This is a genomic window from Clostridium carboxidivorans P7 (assembly GCF_001038625.1).
Taxonomy (GTDB): Bacteria; Bacillota; Clostridia; order Clostridiales; family Clostridiaceae; genus Clostridium_AM; species Clostridium_AM carboxidivorans.
This window is the reverse complement of the sequence record NZ_CP011803.1, coordinates 3,304,645-3,330,019: the sequence shown is the minus strand read 5'-3', so window position 1 is coordinate 3,330,019 and position 25,375 is coordinate 3,304,645. Positions and strand designations below refer to the sequence as shown.

The 25,375-nt window shown below is 29.5% G+C and carries 21 protein-coding genes and 1 riboswitch; of the genes, 15 read left to right on the top strand and 6 right to left on the bottom strand.

Annotation, left to right across the window (positions count from 1 at the left end; translation table 11 throughout):
• Positions 1 to 107 precede the first annotated feature (107 nt).
• From Ccar_RS14540 to Ccar_RS14530, 3 genes are all read left to right on the top strand, one after another.
• Positions 108 to 2,024: an EAL domain-containing protein gene (locus Ccar_RS14540; protein WP_007062800.1), complete on the top strand. Its 1,917-nt coding sequence runs from the start codon at positions 108 to 110 to the stop codon at positions 2,022 to 2,024.
• Positions 2,025 to 2,298: 274 nt separating this feature from the next.
• A complete protein-coding gene (locus Ccar_RS14535) occupies positions 2,299 to 2,997 on the top strand; it encodes a response regulator transcription factor (RefSeq protein ID WP_007062801.1) in 699 nt (232 codons plus the stop codon).
• Positions 2,987 to 4,543 carry a HAMP domain-containing sensor histidine kinase gene (locus tag Ccar_RS14530; RefSeq protein WP_007062802.1) on the top strand — a complete coding sequence of 519 codons (1,557 nt, stop codon included), beginning with the start codon at positions 2,987 to 2,989 and terminating at the stop codon, positions 4,541 to 4,543. The genes Ccar_RS14535 and Ccar_RS14530 overlap by 11 nt, the downstream gene beginning before the upstream one ends.
• A 57-nt stretch (positions 4,544 to 4,600) precedes the next feature.
• On the opposite strand, the gene Ccar_RS14525 is transcribed toward Ccar_RS14530, so the two are convergent.
• Genes Ccar_RS14525 through Ccar_RS14515 form a run of 3 tightly spaced genes read right to left on the bottom strand, consistent with a single transcriptional unit; the run spans position 4,601 to position 6,481 of the window.
• Positions 4,601 to 5,527: a DUF4097 family beta strand repeat-containing protein gene (locus tag Ccar_RS14525; RefSeq protein ID WP_007062803.1), complete on the bottom strand. Its 927-nt coding sequence runs from the start codon at positions 5,525 to 5,527 to the stop codon at positions 4,601 to 4,603.
• A gap of 17 nt (positions 5,528 to 5,544) precedes the next feature.
• Entirely contained in the window at positions 5,545 to 6,117 is a 573-nt protein-coding gene (locus Ccar_RS14520; RefSeq protein ID WP_007062804.1) for an HAAS signaling domain-containing protein, read from the bottom strand.
• Entirely contained in the window at positions 6,110 to 6,481 is a 372-nt protein-coding gene (locus Ccar_RS14515; RefSeq protein ID WP_007062805.1) for a PadR family transcriptional regulator, read from the bottom strand. The genes Ccar_RS14520 and Ccar_RS14515 overlap by 8 nt, the downstream gene beginning before the upstream one ends.
• Before the next feature lie 234 nt (positions 6,482 to 6,715).
• Here Ccar_RS14515 and Ccar_RS14510 point away from each other — a divergent pair, with 234 nt between their 5' ends.
• The 6 genes from Ccar_RS14510 (at position 6,716) to Ccar_RS27580 (ending at position 11,395) form a co-directional block, all read left to right on the top strand.
• On the top strand, positions 6,716 to 7,570 hold the full coding sequence (locus Ccar_RS14510) for a response regulator (protein WP_007062806.1): 855 nt from the start codon (positions 6,716 to 6,718) through the stop codon (positions 7,568 to 7,570).
• On the top strand, positions 7,570 to 8,031 hold the full coding sequence (locus tag Ccar_RS14505; protein ID WP_007064835.1) for a chemotaxis protein CheX: 462 nt from the start codon (positions 7,570 to 7,572) through the stop codon (positions 8,029 to 8,031). The genes Ccar_RS14510 and Ccar_RS14505 overlap by 1 nt, the downstream gene beginning before the upstream one ends.
• A gap of 152 nt (positions 8,032 to 8,183) precedes the next feature.
• On the top strand, positions 8,184 to 8,990 hold the full coding sequence (locus Ccar_RS14500; RefSeq protein WP_007062809.1) for a DUF166 domain-containing protein: 807 nt from the start codon (positions 8,184 to 8,186) through the stop codon (positions 8,988 to 8,990).
• A 319-nt stretch (positions 8,991 to 9,309) separates the two neighbouring features.
• Entirely contained in the window at positions 9,310 to 10,692 is a 1,383-nt protein-coding gene (locus Ccar_RS14495; protein ID WP_007062810.1) for a sulfurtransferase, read from the top strand.
• Positions 10,693 to 10,781: 89 nt separating this feature from the next.
• Positions 10,782 to 11,204, top strand: a complete 423-nt coding sequence (locus Ccar_RS14490) for a hypothetical protein (RefSeq protein ID WP_007062811.1) — start codon at positions 10,782 to 10,784, stop codon at positions 11,202 to 11,204.
• Positions 11,205 to 11,272: 68 nt separating this feature from the next.
• Complete coding sequence (locus tag Ccar_RS27580) at positions 11,273 to 11,395, top strand: hypothetical protein (RefSeq protein ID WP_007062812.1); 123 nt, start codon at positions 11,273 to 11,275, stop codon at positions 11,393 to 11,395.
• A gap of 95 nt (positions 11,396 to 11,490) precedes the next feature.
• On the opposite strand, the gene Ccar_RS14485 is transcribed toward Ccar_RS27580, so the two are convergent.
• From Ccar_RS14485 to Ccar_RS14475, 3 genes are all read right to left on the bottom strand, one after another.
• Entirely contained in the window at positions 11,491 to 12,708 is a 1,218-nt protein-coding gene (locus Ccar_RS14485; protein ID WP_007062813.1) for a molybdopterin molybdotransferase MoeA, read from the bottom strand.
• A 6-nt stretch (positions 12,709 to 12,714) separates the two neighbouring features.
• Entirely contained in the window at positions 12,715 to 13,737 is a 1,023-nt protein-coding gene (locus Ccar_RS14480; protein WP_007064836.1) for a molybdopterin-binding protein, read from the bottom strand.
• Positions 13,738 to 13,800: 63 nt separating this feature from the next.
• Positions 13,801 to 13,935: riboswitch (molybdenum cofactor riboswitch) on the bottom strand.
• 1,016 nt (positions 13,936 to 14,951) lie between these two features.
• The gene (locus tag Ccar_RS14475; protein ID WP_007062116.1) at positions 14,952 to 16,139 is read right to left on the bottom strand and encodes an SH3 domain-containing protein; all 1,188 of its coding nucleotides are present in this window, start codon (positions 16,137 to 16,139) and stop codon (positions 14,952 to 14,954) included.
• A 541-nt stretch (positions 16,140 to 16,680) separates the two neighbouring features.
• On the opposite strand from Ccar_RS14475, the gene Ccar_RS14470 reads away from it, so the two are divergent.
• The 6 genes from Ccar_RS14470 (at position 16,681) to Ccar_RS14445 (ending at position 25,323) form a co-directional block, all read left to right on the top strand.
• Positions 16,681 to 18,588, top strand: coding sequence for a sigma 54-interacting transcriptional regulator (locus Ccar_RS14470; RefSeq protein ID WP_007062117.1), 1,908 nt, complete (start codon positions 16,681 to 16,683; stop codon positions 18,586 to 18,588).
• 453 nt (positions 18,589 to 19,041) lie between these two features.
• Positions 19,042 to 20,304 (top strand): SLC13 family permease, encoded by a 1,263-nt coding sequence (locus Ccar_RS14465; RefSeq protein ID WP_007062118.1) that lies wholly within the window; start codon positions 19,042 to 19,044, stop codon positions 20,302 to 20,304.
• An 89-nt stretch (positions 20,305 to 20,393) separates the two neighbouring features.
• Positions 20,394 to 21,590: a CaiB/BaiF CoA transferase family protein gene (locus Ccar_RS14460; protein ID WP_007062119.1), complete on the top strand. Its 1,197-nt coding sequence runs from the start codon at positions 20,394 to 20,396 to the stop codon at positions 21,588 to 21,590.
• A 28-nt stretch (positions 21,591 to 21,618) separates the two neighbouring features.
• Positions 21,619 to 22,530, top strand: a complete 912-nt coding sequence (locus tag Ccar_RS14455) for a hydroxymethylglutaryl-CoA lyase (protein WP_007062120.1) — start codon at positions 21,619 to 21,621, stop codon at positions 22,528 to 22,530.
• 450 nt (positions 22,531 to 22,980) lie between these two features.
• On the top strand, positions 22,981 to 23,181 hold the full coding sequence (locus Ccar_RS14450; RefSeq protein ID WP_007062121.1) for an alpha/beta-type small acid-soluble spore protein: 201 nt from the start codon (positions 22,981 to 22,983) through the stop codon (positions 23,179 to 23,181).
• A gap of 231 nt (positions 23,182 to 23,412) precedes the next feature.
• Positions 23,413 to 25,323 carry a cell wall-binding repeat-containing protein gene (locus Ccar_RS14445; protein WP_007062122.1) on the top strand — a complete coding sequence of 637 codons (1,911 nt, stop codon included), beginning with the start codon at positions 23,413 to 23,415 and terminating at the stop codon, positions 25,321 to 25,323.
• The last annotated feature ends 52 nt before the right edge of the window (positions 25,324 to 25,375 follow it).

Genomic DNA, 25,375 nt, shown 5'->3' with positions numbered 1-25,375 from the left:
TATTTTGAATTTTTGGAATAACTATTATTAAATAGAGTACATTTAAATGTTTATATAAATAATAATTTGACTAAATAGTTTGTTCAAATTATGCGGAGGAGATGTTTTTGAATATTAAATATAAATTTTCTGATTTGATAAGTTTAAAAAAACTCCAATCTATTATTGAGAGTTTTAGTAATATAGCACAGGTTCCACTAGCAATATACAATATGAATGGAGAAATGGTGGTTTTTGCTAAGGAGAGAGATTTATGTGTAAAAGCACTAAAGTTAAATTTCGATTATAGTATTCAAAAGCTAATTGAAAGAATAAAAAAAGGTGAAACACATTTAATTGAAGTATGTCAAGATGGCGGAATAAATATTGCTGGAACAATTGTTATAGAGAATGAGCCAATTGCTGTAATTATAGTAGGTAACTTTTATTTTCTAGAACTTGATAAAGAGCAATTAACAAAAAATGTAGGTATTTATAGTCTTAATAAATATGATGGTTTAAAAGGTATAGAACAATTTGAAACTTTAATATCAGAAAAAACTAATACTTTACTTAAGTTTGTAGAAGAATTTACTCAAATGCTTATTGATATGGGTTATGATTCAATAAAACATTTTGAGAGTGAGAAAAAGATTAAGAAAGCACATGATAAATTGTATAATTTGAGCAAGAAGTTAGAAAGTGAAAGGGAAGAAATAAAATCTTTAGCGTATAATGATGCTGTTACGGGCCTTCCTAACAAGAGAATATTCTATAAAATATTCAACGCTAAAATTCTTGAAAGTTCTCTAAAAGAAAATGTTTCAAAAGGTTCTCTAATGATATTGGGGTTAAATAATTTTAAAAATGTCAACGATACTTTGGGATATGACTTTGGTGATAGAATTTTAAAAATATGTGGTGATAAATTAAAAAAAATACTATTAAATGATGAAGCGTACATATTTAAGTTTGAGAGTGACAAGTTTTTGGTATTTATACCGAGTATTAAAGAAGATACCTTTTTAATAGATGTAGTGGAAAGAATATTGCAAATTTTTAAAGAACAATGGAGTATAGAAAGATATAAAATTTTAATTACTGTTTCAATAGGAGTACATATATTTAATTATACAGATAGTAATACTGAAACCATTATTAAGAATGCAGATTCTGCTATGTATAAGGCAAAAGAGGCAGGGTTAAATAAATATGTATTTTACGATAAAGCTATAAGTGAAGCTTTAGAAAGAAAGATAAAAATAGAAAATTGTTTAAATAAAGCCTTAGAAAATGAAGAATTCTTTTTATGTTACCAGCCTCAGGTTAATGTTTTCAATAATCAAATTGAAGGATTTGAGGCTTTACTAAGATGGAATAGTAAAGAATTAGGATTTGTATCCCCAGCTGAATTTATTCCAATAGCAGAGGAAACTGGACTTATAATTCCTATAGGCAGATGGGTTATAAAAACAGCTTGTATTCAAAACAAAAATTGGAGTGAAAAAAATTATAAGTTTGATCATATTGCAGTAAATATCTCTGCAGTTCAACTACAACAGCTTGATTTTGTTAACATTGTAAAAAGTATATTAGAAGAAACAGGCATAAGAGCTGAAAGTTTTGAAATAGAAATTACAGAAAGTACATTAATAAAGTCTTTGAATTTAAATATTAAAAAGTTAGAAGAATTAAGAGCTATTGGAGTGAAAGTAGCTTTAGATGATTTTGGAACAGGATATTCATCTCTAAATTATCTAAAAATGCTTCCAGTTAATAGAATAAAAATTGATAAATCTTTTATAGATGATATTTGTACAGGAGCTAACGAGGAAATAATAATAGAGGCATTAGTATTTTTAGGACACAAAATGAATTTAGATATTGTAGCAGAAGGTGTTGAATTAGAGGAACAGGTGGAAATTTTAAAAAGTAAAAAATGTGATAAAATACAGGGCTACTATTTTAGCAAGCCTTTAAAGAAACTAGATGCAGAAAATATTTTGAAAACTGGACTAACATTCAATAGAAAATTTAGTCAGTGATTCAGCATTTCATATATAATTTTAGAAAAATGAAAAGTTTTTAAGTAAAACAACATCTACATATAGGTGTTGTTTTTATTATGTATACTATAATATATGTTTTTTTTAAGAAAATATTAAGGAATTTCATAAAGTTTATTTAAGGTTAAGATGTTATGATTATTAAATAAGTTTTCACATGGTAAAGTTTTATATTATGTATAGTATCTGGTATAATTTTATAAGTGAATAATTTGACAGTATGTGAGTATTTTGAAATGGAGATGGTAATTATATGTCAAAAGAAACTATTCTTGTGGTTGATGATGAAAAAGAGATTAGAAATTTAATAGGAATATATTTAGAAAATGAAGGGTACAAGGTTATTAAAGCTTCAGATGGTTGTGAAGCTTTAAAGGTACTTAAAAGTCAGCAAGTACATTTAATTATATTAGATATTATGATGCCTAATATGGATGGAATTGAAGCTTGTATAAAAATAAGAGAACATAAAAATATGCCTATAATAATGCTTTCCGCTAAAGGGGAGGATATGGACAAAATAATGGGGCTTACAACAGGAGCAGATGATTATATAACTAAACCATTTAATCCGTTGGAACTTTTGGCAAGGGTAAAATCCCAATTAAGACGATATACTAAATTGAATAATGCAATGCAAAATATAAATTCAGATATAATTGAGATAGATGATTTAACTATAAATGTAAGTACACATGAAGTAAAAGTAGGAGAAAAACTGATTAATCTTACTAGAAGGGAATTTGACATATTAGAGTTATTAGCTAAAAATAGGGGGATTGTTTTTAGTACAGAAAAAATATATGAAAGAGTATGGAATGAAGAATTTTATCAGTCAGATAATACTGTTATGGTTCATATAAGAAAGATAAGGGAAAAAATTGAAGAAAATTCAAGAAAACCTAAGTATATAAAAACTGTATGGGGAGTTGGCTATAAAATTGAGAATTAGATGTCCTAAATTTATAAAGAGAATTTTTAAAAGATTATTCAGACCTACTATTAGAATATATGACTTTAGCAAAGAAAAAGTAAGTAGAAGTATAAGAATGGAGTTAGTAGTAACCTTTTTAGTGTGTGTTGCAGCTTCTTTTACAGCAGCAGCTTGGTATAATAGTTACTATACCACAACAGTCATAGATTATAGTGAAGGTATAAATTCAATTGTAAATCAATGTTCTACAATAAAAAGTAGAATTAAACAACAAAATTTGAGTTTAAAAGATGAAAATTCATTATCAAATATTATAAATAATGAAGAAGCAAATAATAGTACAAATGAAACTATAAAAATACTTATAACTGATTTAAATGGAAAAGTATTATATAAGTCAAAAAATGCAGAAGAAAATGAAATTAGTATACATGATTTAATCGAAAAAACCTCTCAATACAAAAATAATTATAATGATTATAGGTATGTTAGTGAAAGTGGTAGAAGAATAATAAGCTTAGATAAGGTTTCAGAATATGTGGAGCTTGGTGCAGCGGATTTTTCTGATGGCAAGGCTTATGTAATAGTTAAGGGTATTCCTCATGGAGAAACTACTCATATAAAATCTGACAGCTCATTTTTCTCAATAATACTAGCAATTGCAGTATTTATAATGTTATTTTATCTTATTACTAATAAAAAGATGAAATATATAGAAGGTGTTTCAGAAGGATTATTTGAAATAGCAAGAGGAAATTTGGATTCTAGGGTATGTATACAAGGTAAGGATGAATTGGCAAAGTTAGCAGATAACATAAATTTTATGGCTAAGGAATTAAATAGAAAAATAGAAAGTGAAAGAAATGCAGAAAAGACTAAAAGCGATCTTATAACCAATGTATCCCATGATTTAAGAACGCCTCTTACATCCATAAAAGGATATATTGGACTTGCTAAAGATGGAAAATATAAAAGCGAAGCTGAACTTCAAGAATATTTAAATATAGCCTATAATAAGTCTGAAAAATTAGAAGTACTTATAAACAATCTATTTGAATACACAAAATTAACTAATAAAGGTATAAGCTTGAATAAGCAAAACATATCCTTTAATGGACTTCTAGAACAACTTATAGAAGAGCTTTATGTCATATGTGAAGAAAACAATGTGGTTATAGAAAAGAGCATACCAGATGAAAAGATTTGTGCATATGTAGATGGAGATAAGATGGTTAGAGTTTTTGAAAATCTGCTTATGAATTCCATAAGATATAGTCCTAAACCAGGAGAAATAAATGTAGATTTATATAAAGAGGACAAATTTGTAGTTGTAGCTGTAAAGAATAAATGTGAAAATGTAGATGAAGAAGAGCTGAAAAAAATATTTGACAGATTTTATAGAGTAGATAAGTCAAGAGCACAAGCTACAGGTGGAAGCGGGCTAGGACTTGCTATTGCTAAAAGCATTGTAGAATTACATGGAGGAAAAATTTGGGCTGAGGTAAAGGAGAAAAATATAATATTTTTTGTAAAATGTGATGCAGAAAAATGCAATGAACAGTAATTTGTATTGGGAGATATTTAAAATACATGCTAATGTATTTTAAATATCTCCTTAGTTTTAATGATTTTTAATTTTTATGCTGCCAGAAGTAGCAGATATATTAATTTTATTTTTATTATTTCCAACCACACCATTTAGTTGGTTATGTTTGGATTCTCCTTGAATAGTTATAGGAAAATCACATTCTACAGAACCTGAAGAAGCTTTAGAATTTAGAGCAAATTGGGAATTTTTAGGAAGATTCAATATTATTGTTCCAGAAGAAACATTTAAATTTACATTATTATTGAATTCAGAGTAAGTTATTTCTGTCTTACCAGAGGTACAGCGATGATTTATATTTCCTTTAAAGCCATTTAAATTTATGCTTCCAGAAGAAAGTCTTAATGATGAATTTTCACATACAATATTTTCACCATAAATTTTACCAGAAGTAGCTTCAAGTGATAAGTTTGATGCTGTTAAGTTTTTTAAATCTACGCTTCCAGAACTTAAATCAAGATTAAAATTATTAAGCTTTAGCGGATTAGATGATGTTATTTTTCCTGAACTCAATTTAACGGATACATCAGATGCATAAGTTTCAGGAACGTTTATATCTAATTTTAATCCTTCCTTGGAGGAAAAGTTAAAGGAACCAGAAGGTCTTTTGACAGATATTATAAGTTTGCTTCCTTCCACTTTACTTTCTAACTCCGGTTTAAAGGAGGCACTTACATTACCGTAAAGATGAGCTTTAACATCTTTTCTATTTTCTGATATTATTGAAATATTTTCACTTGAACCTTCTATATATATTTCTTTTATGCCATCTATTTTTTGAGTTTTTTCATCATTTATAGTATAAGCTTTGCTGGAAACTCCTAATGAATTAAAGTTTTCAAAGCTGCCAGTAGCTAAAAGTATTGTACCTCCAGCAGAAAAACTTAGAACTATGATTGATATGAGAATAATTACTAATTTTTTTATATTAATATTAAACATTTTTAACCTCCAATAATTTATTGTTTAGTTATGATATTAATGTTCCATTTAAGATATTTTATAGAAGCTCTATAAAAGAATTTTGATAAATAACATACTCCAATAAAGAATAATATACCAAGAGCAGTTGTACCAATACCTAAAAGGAATATAGCAATAGGATTACCTAGGATTGCTACAATGGAACCTAAAAATGGGTGGAAAAGTACTGCAAATATGCTAGCTATTCCTGCTGCAAACACAGCTACAGCAGAAGCAAATAGGGATATTAAAACTGCTGCCAAAGCTAAAAATGGCCCAAGAACTATTACAAGATTAAAAAATCCAAGAGCTAAAGCAGCCAAAATTGCCTTCCTAATGTTTTTGGTAGATGGGTTTTCCATAGCATCCTCTACTGCAGCAGAAGCTCTATAGGATTTACCGATAGTTTTTGGATCTCCAAGTTCTTTTATAATTTCCTCTGCAGTTTTACCTTTTTCAAAACCTATTCTAAAGTGTTCTTCATAATCGTAAAGTATATCTTTCTTTTCGTATGAATCCATATTTTCAAGAGATTGTTCCAAAGTTTTCATAAATTCTTCTTTATTCATTAATTTCACCTTCTTTTATGTTTTTTTCCATACATAATGGAGAATTTTCTAAATTAGCACTACTTACAATTTGTTGTACTCCATTAACAAAACGAATCCATTCAGAGATAAGAATAAGACCTTTTTCTTTTCCCAGTGAAGTAAGCTTATAATATTTTCTAGGAGGACCATCACTGGATTCTTGTAAATAAGTTGTGACATAGCCTTCAGATTTAAGCCTTCTCAAAAGAGGATAAATGGTTCCTTCGGAAATATCTATATATTTAGATATTTCTTCTACTAACTCATATCCATAAAATTCTCTTTTGTACAGTTCTGCCAGTACGCACAATTCTAAGACACCTTTTTTAAATTGAACATTCATTGTTAAAATCCTTTCATTTCCATTTTATAAATTATATTATAGTACACGGTACTGAATAATGCAAGGTACTGTGCAATAAAAATTTAAATACAACAAAAATCCACAAAATTACTATAATTAATCATATAGTATATATTTGTTTATGAAGGTAAATATGATATAATAGCAACATATAGAAAGTTCTTTAAATTTTGTATTTTAACACGAAAATAATAAGAAAAGAGGTAACGGATTATGGAAAAAGTAAAAGTTGTAATTGTTGATGATTCACCTTTTTCAATTAATGTTATTAGAGATATATTAGAAGATAAAGGCTTTGAAGTTGTAGGAGAAGCTGGAAATCTTCAAGAAGTAATTAATGTTGTGCAAGATACAAGACCACAATTAGTAACCATGGATATGACTTTACCAGGAACTGATGGTTTAGAATGTACAAGAGAAATACATAAAATAGATGAAAAAATAAAAGTAATAGTTATAAGTTCAATGATGGATGAAGAAATACTTAAAAAAGCTAAGCAAAGTAGAGTATCAGGATATATTCAAAAGCCAATAGATCCAGAAGAACTTATAGCTCAAATAGAAAAAGTTATTTCTAGTGATAAAATATTTAAGGAACTTGAAGAAAGCTATTTCAATACTTTTAAAGAAGCATTTTCAGGTGGAGTTACTAGGTTTACAAAGACTATAACAGCCTTTGATGAGGATAAAAAATCCAACGATGTAGAAGTATCAAGAGGAATTTCTGTAGTAATAGGAATTATAGGTAACTTTTCAGGAAGAATGATTATAGATTTATCTAATAAAAGTGCTGAAAATATGGCAAAGGTTATGTTAAGAAGAGATCCTAAAAATCAAGAAGAAATATTGAATGTCATGGGGGAATTTGCCAATATAATTGCAGGTAATGCATGTTCCATGATGAATAGAAAAAATAAAGTTTATGGATTAAGAGTTGCACCTCCAACTATATTCTACGGAGAATCAATTAAAATATCTAAGTCAAAAATTGATACTTTATCAGTGCTGACTCATACAGATTTCGGAGAAATTCTATTGAATGTTGGATTTAAAAGAGGTGATGAATAATGGATGCGAATCATGTTAACCCATTTATTGAAGCTTTTTTTAATGTAATGCCTCAAATTGGATTTACTAACATAGAAAAAAAGGGAGTTATTTTAAATAAAGAAATTAAAAGTAAAGGAGTTATTATAAATTTAGGTATTGTAGGAGATGCAAAAGGAAATGTAGTTTATATAACAGATATTGAAAGTGGTAAAAAAATTGCATCGAAAATGATGATGGGCATGCCAGTAAATGAGTTAGATGATATGGCACAAAGTGCTTTATCAGAACTCACCAATATGTTAACTGCTAATGCTAGTATTAATTTGTCTGAAATAGGAGTGAATGTAAATATATCTACTCCAACGTTATTATATGGAGAAGATATACAAATCAAGATGAATGTAGATAAAATTTTATGTATTCAATTAACTGTAGATGACATTCCTATAGATGTAAATATTGCATTACAAAATTTATAATTGTGATTGAAAGAGAGGAAAAGAACCTCTCTTTATTTTTTTTACATAAAGTAACAAAGGTTACTGATTTTTCAGAGGATATTTATTATAATTAATATAAAATATTATCTAATAAATTTTTTTGGATTATTTTGTAGTTAGGAGGTAATAAAATGAAATTATTGATTATATGTTCAGAAAAAAGCGGTAAGTTACCTGAAAATGAATTCTATATTAAAACTGATTCTAGGTTTGCAAATTCAAAATTTATACCTAATTTAATAGATGAAAAAGAAGTTTGTACTGTGTGTGGAAAAAAGTGTGTGTGGTGCAGGGAAAAATACAATTTAAATTTTGAAGATAGCATATCTCAAATAATAAAGTTACCAGATGTATACAGAATGTTTGAAGATGAACCATTAACATATTTGCCAGATAAGTTTAAGGATCATGATATTGCAGTGATTATTGGAGTACATCAGGATATATTAGCTGAGATACCTAATATTTTAAAGAAAAGTGGAGGTAAGGGTTTAATAGTACCTTGTGAGAGCGGTGATTGGGTATCGAGATGGACTAGAGAATTTGTTATAAATCAATGTGAAGAACTTGGCTTGGAATATGCTTTTCCTAAGCCATTTTGTACATTAAATAAAGGAAAATTTGAGACAATAAATAAATTTATAGATGAATTTAGATTAGGAAAACCTAAATTTAAATTACATGTAAATAAAGATAATATTATTGTAAAGGCTGAAGTTATAATTTCTGCTCCTTGTGGAAATGGCTACAATATAGCAAAACATCTTGTAGGAAAAAAGTTGGGAGAAGAAGCTAAAAAAACAGTAGCAAAATTTTGGCATAGTTATCCATGTATGGGCGGCATGCATGTAGATCCAGAAATAGGTGATACACCACTTCATATAGGAGGATATGCGCATTATAGTGCATTAGAAAATGCAGAAATTTGTAAAGTTTAATTAATAAAATATTTGAGATAAATCTTTAAGTAAGGTAGATTATAATATATTTAAAAATGTACCTTGCTTAAAGATTTTTTCAATTAGTATAATTTTTAATACCTGATATAACACTAATTGTATAAGCTATAATAACATATCTTAGTATAATAATTTTGTTATAAATTAAACTTATAGATAAATAAAATTTATAACAATATATTATTATACTTTTGGGATACAATATAATATAATAATAAACAGCGGAATAATTTTTTGAGTTATTTATAAGCTTATTAAGTAAATTATTACATATTAAATTAACTTAGGAGGTTTTTTTATGCAAAGGATAAAAAAATATTCATTAGCTGCAGTTTTTTTAACAATTGGTATGTTATCGCTTGCTGGGTGTTCTAGTGGAAATAACACGGCAAAAAATGATTCAACAACACCCAAAACTATGGAAACAAAGGACTTACAAGATAAAATTGGTAAAAGCGATTGGGTAATTGTAGATACAAGAAGTAATGATGCTTTTAACGGATGGAAATTAGATGGAGTAAAAAAAGGTGGACATATTAAGGGAGCTACAGATTTTTCAGCAAATTGGTTAAAGGTTGATGCGAAGGATAAAGATAAAACACTAAAGGAAACTTTAAAGACAAAAGGCATTACAACGGAAAAAAATGTAGTTTTATATGATGCTAATGGAAAAGATGCTGATAAAGTAGCTGAATATTTAACTAAAAATGGAATAAAAAATATATATAAATATGATGTAAAGAAATGGGCTTCAGATGATAAACTTGCAATGGAAAGTTATGCAAATTATCAAATGTTAGTTCCAGCATCATGGGTTAATGATTTAATGGATGGAAAAAAACCAGAAACTTATACTGGAACTCCATATAAAGTGTTTGAAGTAAGCTGGGGAGATGAGTCAAAATCACCAGATTACTTAAAGGAAGGACATATAAAGGGAGCAGTTCACATAAATACTGATGAAGTTGAAGAAGGTCCACTTTGGAATCGTCTTTCTGATGATAGACTTAAGAAATTTGCAGAAAATAATGGTATAACAGCAAATACTACAGTTATACTATATGGTGCTGATTCAATGCCATCCTTTAGAGTTGGTGTAATATTAAAATATATGGGTGTTAAAGATGTCAGAGTATTAAATGGTGGTACTGCTAGCTGGAAGAATGCAGGATATGCATTAGAAAAAACATCTGATAAAAAAGTTCCAGTAGAATCCTTTGGAGCAGCAGTTCCTTCAAATAAAGGATATATTATAGATTTACCACAAGCTAAAGAAATAATAGCAGATAAACAAAACAGTAAATTAGTTGATATAAGAAGCTGGGATGAATATATAGGTAAAACTTCAGGTTATGATTATATAAAACCAAAGGGTCGTCCTGCAGGTGCAGTATGGGGTCATGCAGGAACTGATGCAAGTCATTTACAGGATTACAGAAATATAGATAATACAATGCGAAATAAAGATGAAATACTTGCCATGTGGAAACAATCAGGAATTACACCAGATCAAAGATTAGCTTTCTATTGTGGAACAGGTTGGAGAGCTGCAGAAGTACTAACTTATGCAGATGTTATGGGATTGAAAAATATATCCCTTTATGATGGTGGTTGGAATGAATGGAGCGGAAACACTGGAAATCCAGCTAATCCTATAGAAACAGGAGAACCTAAAAAGTAAAAATTATATTAAAAAAGGCGATATATTTATATTGCCTTTTTTAAAGTTAAAAATGAAGTTGATAGTTTAATGGGAATGGACGTGAGATAATGGTAAATAAGATAAAGATTATATTGACAATTATGCAAATGATAGTTTTAATTCCAGGAATAGTGCTAGAATATCTCTCTGATAAAAAGATGGGAGTTATAAGATATTTAGTGTTTAAAAAACAAGTATATGAACAAGGCATTTTTAATTCAAGTTTAATGAATATGTATAAAAGCATACTAATAGCAGCTTTTTTTATAGTCATTATTATGATAATTTACAAGAGTATTAAAATAAAAAGTAATAAGTTTATTAAGTCAGGATTAAGTACCATAATTATAAATTTACTTTGTATGATTTTTATTGCATCTAAAAAAGCGGTAGCCCTAGAAGCCTATCATTTTTTTGTAATAGCTATTTTTATAATTGTAATTCTAGAGTATTTGAAATTCATATTAGACTTCTTTAGAGTAAATAAATAGTTTAAATATAAAAATACATAAAAATACATAGTGATGGATATTATAATGTGGTAAAAGGAGGTTTGTGTATGAATAAAAAAAGTGAAAAAAATAGAAAGAATGATAATAAAACTAAAAATGAAAAAACATCTAATCCCATTACTGGAAAGGTTGACCCTAACATGAATAAGCCAGTACGAGGATTGCCATAAGAGAAAACATGAAAAATAACACAATATATTGAAATCTTAATTAGAAGTCAATATATTGTGTTGTTTTTTATTTTCACATATAGCCTTTAAATTTCTTATATTAGCACTACTTCTACAACTTGTCCTTTACTTAAAGGTGAAGAATTAGCTGGTATTTGTATAAAACAATTGGAATTTAGAGAGGAACTTAAAATTCCATTGCCTTGATTCCCTTTTGCAATATCAACAACAGCAACATCATTAGTATAGGAAAAGTTTCCTCTTACAAAACGTGGAACATTACTTTTTTTATTAAAATCTTGTTGAAGTAATGCATTTACTTTGCGTAATGCAAGACTCTGTCTTCCAGTAATTTCTGCTAAAATAGGATGCACAAGAATTTCAAAGGTGGTTATAGCTGCAGCAGGATTTCCGGAAAGACTAATAACTAATTTATTATTTAAGCTGCTGCAAAATATAGGAGAACCAGGTTTTATAGCTACTTTCCAAAAAAGTAAATCTGCACCTAAGTTTTTCATAACATCTTTTATCAAATCTTTTTTGCCTACAGATACTCCACCTGTAGTTATAAGAATATCCGATTTACTTAGAGCATATTTAATTTTTTCGGTTAAAGTATCAATATTATCACTTGCAATACCCATGTCTATAGGTTCGCAATAAAGTTCCCTTAGCCTAGAGCATAGGCAATACAAACTACTATTATATATTTTGCCAGGAGCTAGTTGTTCTTCAATTGATAATAATTCATCACCAGTACTTAAAATACCAACTTTAGGTTTAGGGTAAACGGATACATTTTTACAACCTATGCTAGCAAGTACACCAATTTCGTTGGATTTTAAAACAGTGCCTTTTTTTAAAATTAGTTGACCTTTTTTGATATCTTCTCCTTCAAAACAAATGTTTTGCCAAGGTGAAAATTTACTAAATATCTCAACAAAGCCATCTTTAAAAACAGTATCTTCTTGTTTTATAACACAGTTTGCTCCTTTAGGAATTGGAGCACCCGTCATTAGTCTTATTGCAGTACCTTCAGTTACTTCTTTATTGGCACAAAATCCTGCATAAATTTCTTCTATAACTTTTAATCTAACTCCATTATCTTTATTTGCAAGTATGGAATCTTCAGCTCTAAATGCATATCCATCTAAAGGAGAACGATTAAATGGAGGTTGATTTATCCGAGAGAATATATCTTCTGCTAAAACTCTTTCATGACAATTCATAAGAGATACCTCCTCTTTTGGTAAAGAAGGAGTTTTTGCATTCAAAATAGCTTTAGCTTCTTCTAGTTCTATAAATTCAAGCAATATCAGTTAACACCCCTTTCCAAAGCTACAGTGAGGATAGGTACATACATTACATTCCAAACAAAGTCCTCCGTGACCAAGAACAACTACATCTTCTTTTTTTATTTTTTCACCAGCAAATATTCTAGGAAGTACTAAATCAAATATAGTTGTTTTTGCATACATAACACAACCTGGCAATCCTAAAATAGGAATATCACCTTTGTATGAAATTAAGAACATAGCACCAGGAAGTACTGGAGCTCCATAAGTTACTATTTGTGCTCCTGTATTTTTAATAGCAGCAGGTGTTGAATCGTCAGGATCAACAGACATACCACCAGTGCATATAACCATTTCTGCACCCTTATTTATAAAATCCTCTATAGCAGCAGTAATTGTTTCAATATTATCTGGTACTATAGTACTGCCGATTATTTCACAGTCAAATTGAGATAACTTTTTTCTAACTACAGGTCCAAAAGCATCCTCTATTCTTTTATAATATACTTCATTACCTGTAGTAACTATAGCTGCTTTAAATTTCTTATAAGGTTTTACACTTACAATTTTTCTACCTTCAGCTAAATGTTCAGCTTTTAAAATTTTTTTCTCATCAATAACTAAGGGAATTACTCTAGTACCAGCTACTTTATCACCTTTTTTAACAGGTGTATTATTATGTATTGTAGCTAACATAATTTCATCTATGGAATTTAATTGAGTGAGAAGATCTATATCTATTTTTAAAATTCCATCTTTATCTGAAATAAAGGTAATTTTACCTTCCTTTACTTCTGAAAAGGTTAAACCTTCGCCAGCTGACAGATTTTTAAGCCTTTCTGCAGCTTCATTTTCATGTAAGCAACCTTCTTTTTTTTCCCATACATAAAGGTTATCCTTTCCTAAGGATAGTAAAACAGGGATATCTTCTTCAGTAACAATATGGCCTTTTTCAAAAGCTCTGCCTTTAATTTTCCCAGGGATGATTTGAGTAATATCATGACATAGAATGCTTCCTACAGCTTCTTTTGTAGGTATTTTTTTCATTATAATTCCCTCCTCAAGTTAAATTTAAAATTTTCGCTTAGGAGATATGAGTAATAAATATAATACAATTTTAACCCATCTCCTTTCCTAAAAACGTGGAGGCACTTTTGTTTCCTAAAGTACCCTGTGGACTCATAGTCCAGGCTCATAATCCGTAGAAATATCCTTAGGATCATAAGCTCGGAGACTAACTCATTTTTAATTTTATACTAAAGATTGTGAGTATGTCAAATTTTGCAACAATTCAAGTTTGCAACATACAAAATTGGAAGTTAATATGAGCATAATGCTACGTAAAGATGCAGTGGAAGTTTGGATTTTAACTTTTATTCCATGATATATGATAAGGGTGTCATCACGGCTAAATGTTTTAATTATTCTAAAGCTCGAAATTTTTGAAAGCCTAAGAACTTTGTCAAACTCGGTTCCCTCAAACAGGACTAAAGTTCTAAGGTTTTCAAAAATTTTGAGCTAAGAATAATACTAAAACAATTTAGCTAATGTGATGACACCCTTATCATATATCACTGCATAAAAGTTAAAATCCAAACTAGTAACTTCAAGTGTACGCATTTAATTACATTGTTGTAGGTGATTTTTAGTAAGTGAAAATTATATTTAATTAAAGTTAAATCGCTTAAAAATTAAGGCGTAGCCTGCTAGGAACTTAATATATTTCTATAAAACAAGTTGTTTCTTGTTTTATAGAAATATATTGAAAGAGATTAATTGTTTATATGATTTTATTTTTTAATGCAATAAATAATTTATAAATTTAGTAATCTATTACAGGCTGCGCCATAAGTTATTATTAAAAATAGATAAAAGTATAAATATATAAATTAAGCAATAAGTATTATGAAAGCTACGCTTTTTTCTGAAGAACTATATTATAAGCAATTTGTCATATTAGAATTACAATAGTTACTACACAACTTTTTAGATGGAGGGAGCTTTGAATATATGGTGTATAAAAGCTTTTGAGAGAATTTAGGAGCTCTTATGTTTAAAATTTAAAAAATCTCGTAATTTGAATCAGGAAGATTCAAGCCGCGAAAGTCCCAGGATGGGACATTTGAGCGGGTAGAGATTTTTTAAATTTTAGGCATTAGAGCTCCTTAATGAACGGTTGGCTTTTATACATCATATATTCAATGCGGACTCCACCTAAAAAGTTGTGTCGCAAAGTATTTAAACTGTGAAAGTTGAGTTAATTAGTATATATATCTTAAATAAGCACCAGAGGCATAGCCTTCAATTCCATTTATACGAATTTTTAACCATTTGCCATCATTTGAGTAGTTAATTACTTCAGCATATTGATTTTGACTTAGATAACCAAGTATATCAGCTGATGTTGATGGATTATTTCTTATATTTAGTTGATAAACTTTATTTATAGTAACATATTTACCACTTGGTATAGATGTAATTAGGTTACCCCATACCCAACCAGTTTGTCCGTTATAACTTATCTGATACCAACCTGCTGAATAATCAATTAAATATAGAATAGTGTCTTTAGGTATAGTGCCAATAATAGATGAGTCTGTAGATGCTTTAGATCTAAAATTTGCTGCAGTGGTTACATTTGTTATTTTAGCAAATATACCGGCATCTACTGGATGAGGAATATTACTAGTGTTGCCAGTAGTGTTAGAGATTGGAGGAGTGTTAGAAGAATCTTCAACTATATTCACATACCTTCCTGCAATATATCCTTTATTAATTTCATCCATACTTATAAAATATTTTTTAGTGCCTTGTATGCCGCCATAAGTTTGGTCTGGTGTGGATTCGTAAGTAAAAGCACCAGTAACTCCGTTTTGTGTACCCCATTTATCAAAAATAACTACATGATCATAAGGTTTATCAAGTATGTCCATATGCTTAATATCATTTAAATTAATTTTAGTAAAATAAGTATCGAACATAGATGAAGTTGACAATTTTGAATCTTTTACATTAAAGGTAGCTTGTACAAAACCAGAACAATCTATACCAGCAGTACCAGAAATATATCCAAAACCAGCTTCAGTATTAACATTTCCGGTAAAAGCACCTTTATTTACGGCATCTAAAAAGTTTGACCAAGGTGATCCATAGGAATTTGAGTCCAAAGAATCTTGTCCGCCCCAATTATATGGGATACCAGTAGTTGTAACTGCTGCGGCATCTTTAAGTTGACTAGGTTGTGTTACACTTGAATTATAGTTAGCTAGTAAAACTCCATTTTTATCAGAAGAGTAATTCCAACTTAAATTAATCATATTTAAAGCTCTTTGTTCTGCTTCACTTCTAGTTATAGATTGTTGAGAAGCAGCATTTACACTTTGAGTAGGAGCAATTATAGAAGTAGCTAGAAATAGGGCAACTAATAATTTAGATTTAAATATCTTCATAAATTAATCTCCTTATTATTAATTTTTGTATTAAGTACAAGTACAATTATATTGGGGCAAGCTAATATAGGCAACACGCAAATAGTGGTAAAATGTTTTCATGTTTACAATAGTGTAATAAATATTGTTTAAAGTTTTAAGTAATTGGGGGTACTGCTAGTGGTATTTATGAGATGAGATTAACAAATTGATTATAAAACGCCTTTACGATTAAAATTATTATTATTATAATTTTAATCAGCAGCTGTTATAAAAACTTTTGAAGAATTGAAGTAAAACAAAATTGTAGGTAAAAAACAATATAATAAGAATTCATCTTGTGTTAAATATCCATTTATTAAATTGGAAAAAGAAATTGGTCTATCTTTGGCAATATTGTGGAGTTGGGAAATGAGGGGATTTAATGAAACAAATTCATTTAGAATTGATTGAAAATAAATTTTACTAACAAGAAGTGAGGAGTTAATTTACTACATGCAGTTATGGTAAGATCAGCTTTGCTAAAATATAGATATTTATGTGAAAGAAGGAGGAAATATTTGTGGAAGAGTTTAGAGGTTCTTCTTTTAACATTACTCTTATAACTCCATATGAATATATGGGTGAGTTGTTTAAAAGTATAACAGAAAAAAGTAATGTAAAAGCACATATTGAAGTGGCATCACTTAATGAAGCGGCTAACATAGCCAGTAAGTTACAAAATAAAGTAGATGTTTTTTTAAGCAGAGGGGGTACTGCTGATTATATAAAAAAGGCAGTTGATATACCTGTTGTGGCTATACCAGTAACAGCCTTTGATGTGCTTAAATCCATTCATTATGCAAAAGAAATCACAAGCGAAGTATCAGTATTTACTTATGGAAAAACCATATTTGGTATTAAAAACATAGAAGATATCTTGGATGTAAAAATATATGAGTATATTTTTAAGAATGAAGAAGATATAGATCAGGCTATGAATGAGATAAAGAGTAAGGGGATTAAAGTAGTTGTAGGAGGTATGCCTGCAGTATTAACTGCTCAAAAATATGGATTAAGAGGTGTACTCGTTGAATGTGGAGAAGAGGCCATTCAACAATCATTGCAAGAAGCCTTGCATATAGCAGAAGTTCGTAAAATTGAGGCAGCACGTTCTGCAAGGCTTAAAGTTATACTAGATTCTATAACGCAAGGAGTTATTGTAACAAATGAACATAATAAAATAGTGCTGTATAATCCAGCAGCAGAGAAAATTTTTGATTTATCATCAAAAAAGGTTCTTGGAAAAGATGCATTTGAAACAATACCTAACACTAGAATGCATAATGTACTAGAGAGTGGGGAGGCGGAGATTGGTGTACTACAGGATATAAATGGAGGAACTATAGCAACAAATCGTATACCAATTGAAGTAGACGGTAAGCGAATAGGTGTTGTAAGTACCTTTGAAGATATAACTAAGATACAACAATTGGAACAGAAAATAAGAGAAAGAATATATAAAAAAGGTTTTGTTGCTAAGTATTTTTTTGAGGATATACTGACAGCTAATGAAAGTATGATTGAATTAAAGAAAATTGCAGATTTATATGCCAAAACTGATGCTGAAATTTTGATACAAGGAGAATCAGGTACAGGAAAAGAACTATTTGCACAAAGTATTCATAACGCAAGTACTCGTAGTAATGGACCTTTTGTAGCTGTTAACTGTGCAGCTATACCTGATAATTTACTTGAAAGTGAACTTTTTGGATATGAGGGAGGAGCATTTACTGGAGCTAAAAAAGAAGGAAAGCAAGGGCTTTTTGAACTAGCTCATAATGGAACAATTTTTCTTGATGAAATAGGTGAAATATCTAAAGGGTTGCAAGCAAGGCTGCTTAGAGTAATTCAGGAGAAGGAGATAATGAGAGTAGGTGGAGATAAGGTTATTCCTATAGACATAAGAATAGTTAGTGCTACAAACCAGAACTTAGAAAAGCAGATTGAAACAGGAGAGTTTAGACAAGATTTATATTATAGGTTGAATGTGTTTAATATTATATTACCACCATTAAGAGAACGTAAAGAGGATATTTCATTAATAGCAAATAAATTATTAAAGAAGTTTGCAGAGAACTATGATATTGATTTTAATAAAGTGATAAAGGAGATTAATCCTTTACTCATTGAATATGATTGGCCGGGAAATATAAGAGAATTTAATAATATTATAGAGAGATTAGCTTTAGTAGCTGTACAAACTAAGTCTCATAACTGGGCCGAAACCTTAAGAAAAGTTATGCATACAGTAGAAGCAATGGATGAGCATATCGTAGTGAAAGTAAATTTGAAGAATGGATTAAAAGATGCTGTTAAAGAATTTGAAAAATATATTATAAATTCTATGTTATTAAAATATGATCAAGATAAAGATAAAGTAATTAAGGAACTAAAAATAGGCCGTGCTACATTTTGGAGAAAGATATAAAGTTGAGTATCAAAAATGATTTTATTTACTATCAAAAATGATACTGAGTCAAACTCCTTATGTGTAAAGCAGTTTTTGAAAATTTTAATTAAATATTAAAATCAAAAATGATACAAGATATTCTTGAAGCATGCCAAAAACCGTTAAAAAGTTTTTGGCATGCTTATTGCTATTTATATAAATGTCAGTAAATAAAATTTTTAAAACCATAGCTAGCTAGTAAAAAAGTTATTTAAACTGATAGAATTGATACCTAGGTTATTAGTGATAATAGTAACAATCATACTAATATGAATTTTACAGCATTATTAATAAACTTGTGAGATTTTTTCTTAAGAGAAATGAGTAAACGTTTAGGAGGTGGGAATAAGCCTGTAAAAAATCATGAATTATGATAAATAACGAATTAAGCTTATTAAACTATGTAAAAACATATTTGGAGGAAAAAATAGTATGAATAATGGAGCTTTGTTGTCCTTAGCTTTTCTGGTTCTAGCGATAGTGCTAGGGTTTGTAAAGAAAATGAATGTAGGAATAGTGGCTATAGCATTAGCGATGGTAGTTGGTAAATTAGTAGGATTAAGTGATACAAAAATTATAGCTGGTTTTAGTTCGTCTCTTTTCGTAATGCTGGCTGGTATAACTTTCTTATTTAGTATTGTTCAGGTAAACGGAACCTTAGAGTTGATAGCCAAAAAAGCAGTTGCTTTAGCTGGAAAAAGAACTAAGCTAATTCCGGCAGTAGTATATTTAGTAGGTTTTCTCATTGCAGCAGCTGGACCTGGAGCTGTACCAGCTATTCCTATTGTAGTAATGTTTTCAGCACCTCTAGCTATAATATTAAAAATTAGCCCAATAATGTTATCTGCAATTGGGGTAATAGGTACTTTGGCTGGTAGAATGACTGCTATTACACCAGAAGGTATTCTTATTACTAGTATAACTTCAAAGCAGGGTATTACAAATGTTATGACACCTGCATTAATAAATGCGACAATTTCAACAATTATTTTGGCAATATTAGTATACGTATACTATAAAGGCTATAAGACCGAAGGCGAAAATCCTTTAAAGTTAAGCGAATTACCTAAATTTACTAAAAATCAAGTAATTACAATAATTGGCGTAATTATTATGATATTTTCTGTTACAGTTCTAAAGTACAATGTTGGATTAACTTCATTTTTAATAGCTGCTGTGCTTTTAGCTTTAAAGGTTGCGGATGAAAAAGAGTGTATAAAAGCTGTTCCATGGGGAATTTTACTACTTGTAACAGGTGCTGGAGTTCTTATGAACATAGTTATAGTTACAGGAGGAATTGATTTATTAGCAAAAACTTTGGCTAAATTTATGACACCAACTACGTCATCTTTTATTATGGCCATAACATCTGGTGCTATGACTTGGTTTAGCTCAACCTTAGGTGTAGTTATTCCAACCTTAGTGCCAACAGTAGGTACAATTGCTCATACAGTTGGCGGTGGTGTTTCAGGAACAGAATTAACTTCAGCTATAGTCATTGCTTCATCAGTAGCTGGAGCATTAAGCCCGGGTTCCACAGGGGGAGCTATGATATTAGCTGCATACGTTGCCAATACTGATTGTAGTGAAGCAGAACAAAGTAAATTATTCGTAGAATTATTTATCTGGTCAGTAGTTGGCATGGTACTTATTGCTTTAATAGCACTTTTAGGAGGCTATAGAGTAATAGGATAAAAAAATTTAAATAAACCATGGCATATAATTGCCTCAAAAATAAATAGTAAATAAAATAAATTAAAAAATTATAGTAAGGAGAGATATATATGATAAATACAGGAGCACTACAAGGAGTAAAGGTTTTAGATTTGACTAGGGTTTTAGCAGGACCATTTGCAACTATGATGATGGCAGATATGGGAGCAGATATAATAAAAATCGAAATGCCTAAAAAAGGAGACGACAGCAGACAGTTTGGTCCTTTTGTAAAAGGTGAAAGTTCATATTATATGAATCTAAATCGTAACAAAACAGGTATAACACTTAACCTTAAACATTCACGTGGAAAAGAGATTTTTCTTGAAATGGTTAAAAAGGCTGATATAGTAATGGAAAATTATCGTCCAGGAACAATGGAAAAGTTAGGATTAGGTTATGAAACATTAAAGAAGGTTAATCCTGGAATTGTATATGCTTGTGTATCAGGATTTGGACACTATGGACCATATAAGAACCGTGCTGGATATGACATAATAGGACAAGCTATGAGTGGTCTAATGAGTACAACAGGACAACCAGGTGGAGAACCAACTCGTACAGGTACAGCAATGTCTGATGTTTTAGCAGGTTTATCAGTTACAATAGGGACTTTAGCCGCATTACATTATAGAGATAAAACAGGAATAGGTCAAAAAGTAGATGTGTCTCTTGTTGATTCAACAGTAGCAAGTATGGAAATTATAAATCAAATATATTTAGTAGAAGGACGTATACCAGAACGTATTGGTAATCGTTATGAATCATGCTATCCTTATGATTCATTTAGAGCTAAAGATGGCAGCGTTGTTATAGGAGCAGCTAATGATAAATTATGGGGAAAAGTATGTGAGGTAATGAATAAACCAGAACTAGCAACTTGTGAAGATTTTGATAAAAATATAAAACGTGTTAAACGTCATGTAGAAGTCAAAAAGATAGTTGAAGCTTGGACACTAGAACATACAATAGATGAAATTGTGGATATATTATTAGAAGCTGGGGTTCCAGTTGCTCCAATTAATACTATTGATAGAGTTGTTAAAGATCCACATATAGCAGGAGTAAGAGAAATGTTTGTAGATGTAGAGCATCCTGTAGCTGGAAAAATGAAAATAACAGGATCTCATATTAAGCTTTCAGAAACAAAAACATCTGTTAAAACGCCAGCACCAGTTTTAGGTCAGCATAATAAAGAATTTTACAAAGAATTTATGGGTTTAAGCGAAAAAGAAATTGAAAATATGATACAAGAGGGAATACTATAATCAATAGTGTATTTGGAGGAAAATAATTATGAAATTTGGAGATAGAATTAAAGTAGTGGAAGTAGGCCCTCGAGATGGATTACAGAATCTAAAGAATTGGATACCTACAGAAGTTAAAATAAAATTGATTAAAGATTTAATCGATGCTGGTATAAAGGAAATGGAAATGACTTCCTTTGTACATCCAAAGGCTATTCCTCAAATGAAAGATGCTGAAGCTGTAACAAAAGCAGTAATTGATGAGCTTAATGAGAAAGAAATAAGAACTTTTGCGCTTGTTCCTAATTTAGTAGGTGCTAAAAAAGCTTATGGATGTGGGTTAAGAGAAATAACTTATGTTATATCTGCCAGTGAAAAGCATAACCTTGCTAATATAAATCGTACTGTACAACAGTCATTAGAAGGATTGGCTGATATTAGAGCTGAATTACCAGATATACAAATACGACTAGATGTAGCCACAGCTTTTGGATGTCCATTTATGGGACAAGTAGGTGAAGATTTGGTTATTAACCTTATTAGATCTGCAGAAAAAATAGGAATAAATACTATAACTTTATGTGATACTATTGGAATAGCTAATCCAAAGCAAGTGTATGAATTATCGCAAAAGGTTTCTAAGGAGTTTCAAAATATACCTGTAGGATTACATTTGCATGATACCCGTGGAATGGGAATTGCAAATTATCTTGCAGCTATAGAGGCTGGAATAAGCGTATTTGAAACATCAATTGGTGGATTAGGAGGATGTCCTTTTGCACCAGGAGCTGCTGGAAATACAGCAACTGAAGATCTTGTAAATATGCTAAATGAAATTAAAGTGGAGACAAACATTGATTTGAATGCATTGGTAAGTATATCCAAAGAATTGGAAGAGAAATTAGATATGAACTTTACTGGTCATATGGTTCATGTTAAAAGCAATTGTGTAGGAATTTAATGAGATACTTGTTTTTAGAAGAAAGTAATTGTTAATGAAAAAAATTAGAAAATAGCTTAAAGAAACACTATAAATCAGTTATAAAGCAGCTGATTTGTAGTGTTTTTATATTATTAAACTTGATTTATAATCTAAGATTATATTACCAAGTTAAAGGCGAAACAAAAGTATAAACTGACTGAATATGTTAGATGATTTTGTATCCTCTACAAAAATAAACTATCTTTTTATTGATGCATGTTATATATCAGATAAAGTTATGATTCATGATCTTAAAAAGAGTTATCGCGCTACTGTAAGATTAAAATATAACATCAAGGAATTCTATAGATTTTAAATAATTTTAAGTTAAGTTTTTAGAACTTACATAAAAGTATTATTTTAGTAAATGAATAATAAAATAAAAAAAAACAAACTACACATATATGAAGAATATGAGGAGGTATTGAAATGTCAAAAAAACCATTAGTACCATCGTCAGAAGGAAAGATTGATAAATTTAAAGTAGAAGTGGCAAAAGATATGGCATTAGAAAATGTTATGAATAGAAAACAATTTGGTAATGATAAAAATTCAGGTAACGTAGGTGGAGAAATGGTAAAAAGAATGGTTAAAGCAGCAGAAGAAAATATGGTAGGTGGGAAAAGATAATGTAATTCTATAATTAATAAAAATATACCAATATTGAAATATGGCTGTAATGGCCATATTTTTTTTCGTGAAATTTGCAAAATGATTAATATGGAAAGGTAATAAAAGCTGTTATGCTTTCTAGCTCCAATTTAAACCATGGAATATAAGGATAAATATACTTATTGAATTGTAATCTAATTTCATAAATAATTATATTAGGATAAATACAAGTTATACTAGGAGGAAAAAATGATTACAATTAAAAAATTTTCCATAGCATTTTATACAATTATAGTTTTGTTTTTTGTTTTAGTAACAAAGGTATCTGCGGCTCCAAATAGTATAAGAATTGGTGGAGTAGATAGATATGAAACGGCAGTAAAAGTTTCACAAGATAGTTGGAATGAATCAGAATATGTTGTGTTGGCTTCAGGGGAAGATTTCCCAGATGCTATTTGTGCTGTGCCGCTTGCAAAAAAATATAATGCTCCTATTTTGATAACTAAAGGAAATAGTTTGAATTCTGAAGTATTTGATGAAATTAAGAGATTAAAAACTAAACAGGTTTTAATAATAGGTGGGGAAGGTGTTATACTTCCTAGTGTTGAAAAAGAATTAAATGATAATAATATAAATACAATTCGCATAGGTGGACAAGATAGGTATGAAACTAGTATAAAAGTAGCAAAAGAATTAGGACAAAGTAATGAAATTATATTGGCATATGGCGAAAATTTTCCAGATGCATTATCTATAGCACCTATAGCGGCTATGAAAGCTATGCCTATAATTCTCACTGATACTAATGTTCTTCCAGATAGTGTTAAAGAATATATAAGTAGCAATGTAATAAACAAATGTTATGTATTGGGTGGTACTGGGGTTATAAGTAATAGTTCTATAAAAAATATATCAAATGTTAAAAGGTTAAATGGAAGTGATAGGTATGAAACTAATATAGCTATTATAAATGAGTTTTCATCGGACTTAAATTTTAAAACTACATATTTAACTTCAGGGGAAAACTTCCCAGATGCATTATGTGGTTCTGCTGCTGCAGGAAAGAGTAGTTCACCAATTGTATTGGTAAATACAAACTATTTTAAAGGTAGAAGCTTAATTAAGTCAAAATTAAATGATATAGACTATTTTAAAGTATTAGGTGGCAGCGGAGTTATATCTGATAAGCTTGTACAATCGATTTTATTTCCTACAAAAAGTGTACTAGCATATACAGGTTCTTACTATTCGGGAGATGACTTATCATATAAGTCTTTGGTTAGTTACTCAGGGTTAATCGATGGTATTGCTACAGATACTTATAATGTGGATGGACTTGGAAATATAACAGGTACTGTTCCTCAGGAACAAATAGAATATGCAAATGCAAATAAAATTTCAACTTATGCTATGATATCAAATTCTTTTAATGGAAATATAACTAAGGCTTTATTAGAAAGTGATACAAATAGGCAAAATTTGATAAATAATATATTGGATGCTTTAAAAAAGAATAACTATAAAGGTGTAAATGTGGATTTAGAAGGTATATTTTATTATAACAGAGATGAATTTACACAATTTATAAGAGATTTATATAATACATTGCACCCACAGGGATTTGAAGTAACTGTATCAATTCCATCGAAAATTGTGGACAATCCTCAGGATGCAGGAACTGGAGCATATGATTATAATGAAATTGGAAAATTTTCAGATAAAGTTATGATAATGACTTATGATGAACATTGGTCTGGTGGTTCACCAGGAGCTATTGCATCTATAGGTTGGGTAGAAAAAGTAATTAATTATTCAGTTAATGTTATTCCTAATGATAAGATAATGTTGGGATTAGCAGCATATGCATATGATTGGGCATCAAATGGCAATAGTGCAGATGCTTATACTATAAATCAAGCTTATAATAAAGCATACAGAAATGGTGTTCAAGTTAAATGGGATTCAACATCTAAAAGTCCATATTTCAATTATACTGATAATTATGGTGTTTATCATAGCGTATGGTTTGAAAATAGTACAAGCATTGGCTATAAATTAGATCTTGTAAATAACTATAATTTAGCCGGAGTTGCCATATGGAGATTAGGATTAGAAAATGCTGATTATTGGGACATTATAAATCAAAAACTTAATAATTAAATTAAAAATATTGCGAAGCAATATTTTTAAGAGGACAGAGTACAATTGACAG

Coding starts and splice junctions, on each gene's coding strand:
- Ccar_RS14535 (WP_007062801.1), top strand. CDS start 2,299: ATGTCAAAAGAAACTATTCTTGTGGTTGATGATGAAAAAGAGATTAGA.
- Ccar_RS14525 (WP_007062803.1), bottom strand. CDS start 5,527: ATGTTTAATATTAATATAAAAAAATTAGTAATTATTCTCATATCAATC.
- Ccar_RS14520 (WP_007062804.1), bottom strand. CDS start 6,117: ATGAATAAAGAAGAATTTATGAAAACTTTGGAACAATCTCTTGAAAAT.
- Ccar_RS14515 (WP_007062805.1), bottom strand. CDS start 6,481: ATGAATGTTCAATTTAAAAAAGGTGTCTTAGAATTGTGCGTACTGGCA.
- Ccar_RS14510 (WP_007062806.1), top strand. CDS start 6,716: ATGGAAAAAGTAAAAGTTGTAATTGTTGATGATTCACCTTTTTCAATT.
- Ccar_RS14505 (WP_007064835.1), top strand. CDS start 7,570: ATGGATGCGAATCATGTTAACCCATTTATTGAAGCTTTTTTTAATGTA.
- Ccar_RS14500 (WP_007062809.1), top strand. CDS start 8,184: ATGAAATTATTGATTATATGTTCAGAAAAAAGCGGTAAGTTACCTGAA.
- Ccar_RS14495 (WP_007062810.1), top strand. CDS start 9,310: ATGCAAAGGATAAAAAAATATTCATTAGCTGCAGTTTTTTTAACAATT.
- Ccar_RS14490 (WP_007062811.1), top strand. CDS start 10,782: ATGGTAAATAAGATAAAGATTATATTGACAATTATGCAAATGATAGTT.
- Ccar_RS27580 (WP_007062812.1), top strand. CDS start 11,273: ATGAATAAAAAAAGTGAAAAAAATAGAAAGAATGATAATAAAACTAAA.
- Ccar_RS14480 (WP_007064836.1), bottom strand. CDS start 13,737: ATGAAAAAAATACCTACAAAAGAAGCTGTAGGAAGCATTCTATGTCAT.
- Ccar_RS14475 (WP_007062116.1), bottom strand. CDS start 16,139: ATGAAGATATTTAAATCTAAATTATTAGTTGCCCTATTTCTAGCTACT.
- Ccar_RS14465 (WP_007062118.1), top strand. CDS start 19,042: ATGAATAATGGAGCTTTGTTGTCCTTAGCTTTTCTGGTTCTAGCGATA.
- Ccar_RS14460 (WP_007062119.1), top strand. CDS start 20,394: ATGATAAATACAGGAGCACTACAAGGAGTAAAGGTTTTAGATTTGACT.
- Ccar_RS14455 (WP_007062120.1), top strand. CDS start 21,619: ATGAAATTTGGAGATAGAATTAAAGTAGTGGAAGTAGGCCCTCGAGAT.
- Ccar_RS14450 (WP_007062121.1), top strand. CDS start 22,981: ATGTCAAAAAAACCATTAGTACCATCGTCAGAAGGAAAGATTGATAAA.
- Ccar_RS14445 (WP_007062122.1), top strand. CDS start 23,413: ATGATTACAATTAAAAAATTTTCCATAGCATTTTATACAATTATAGTT.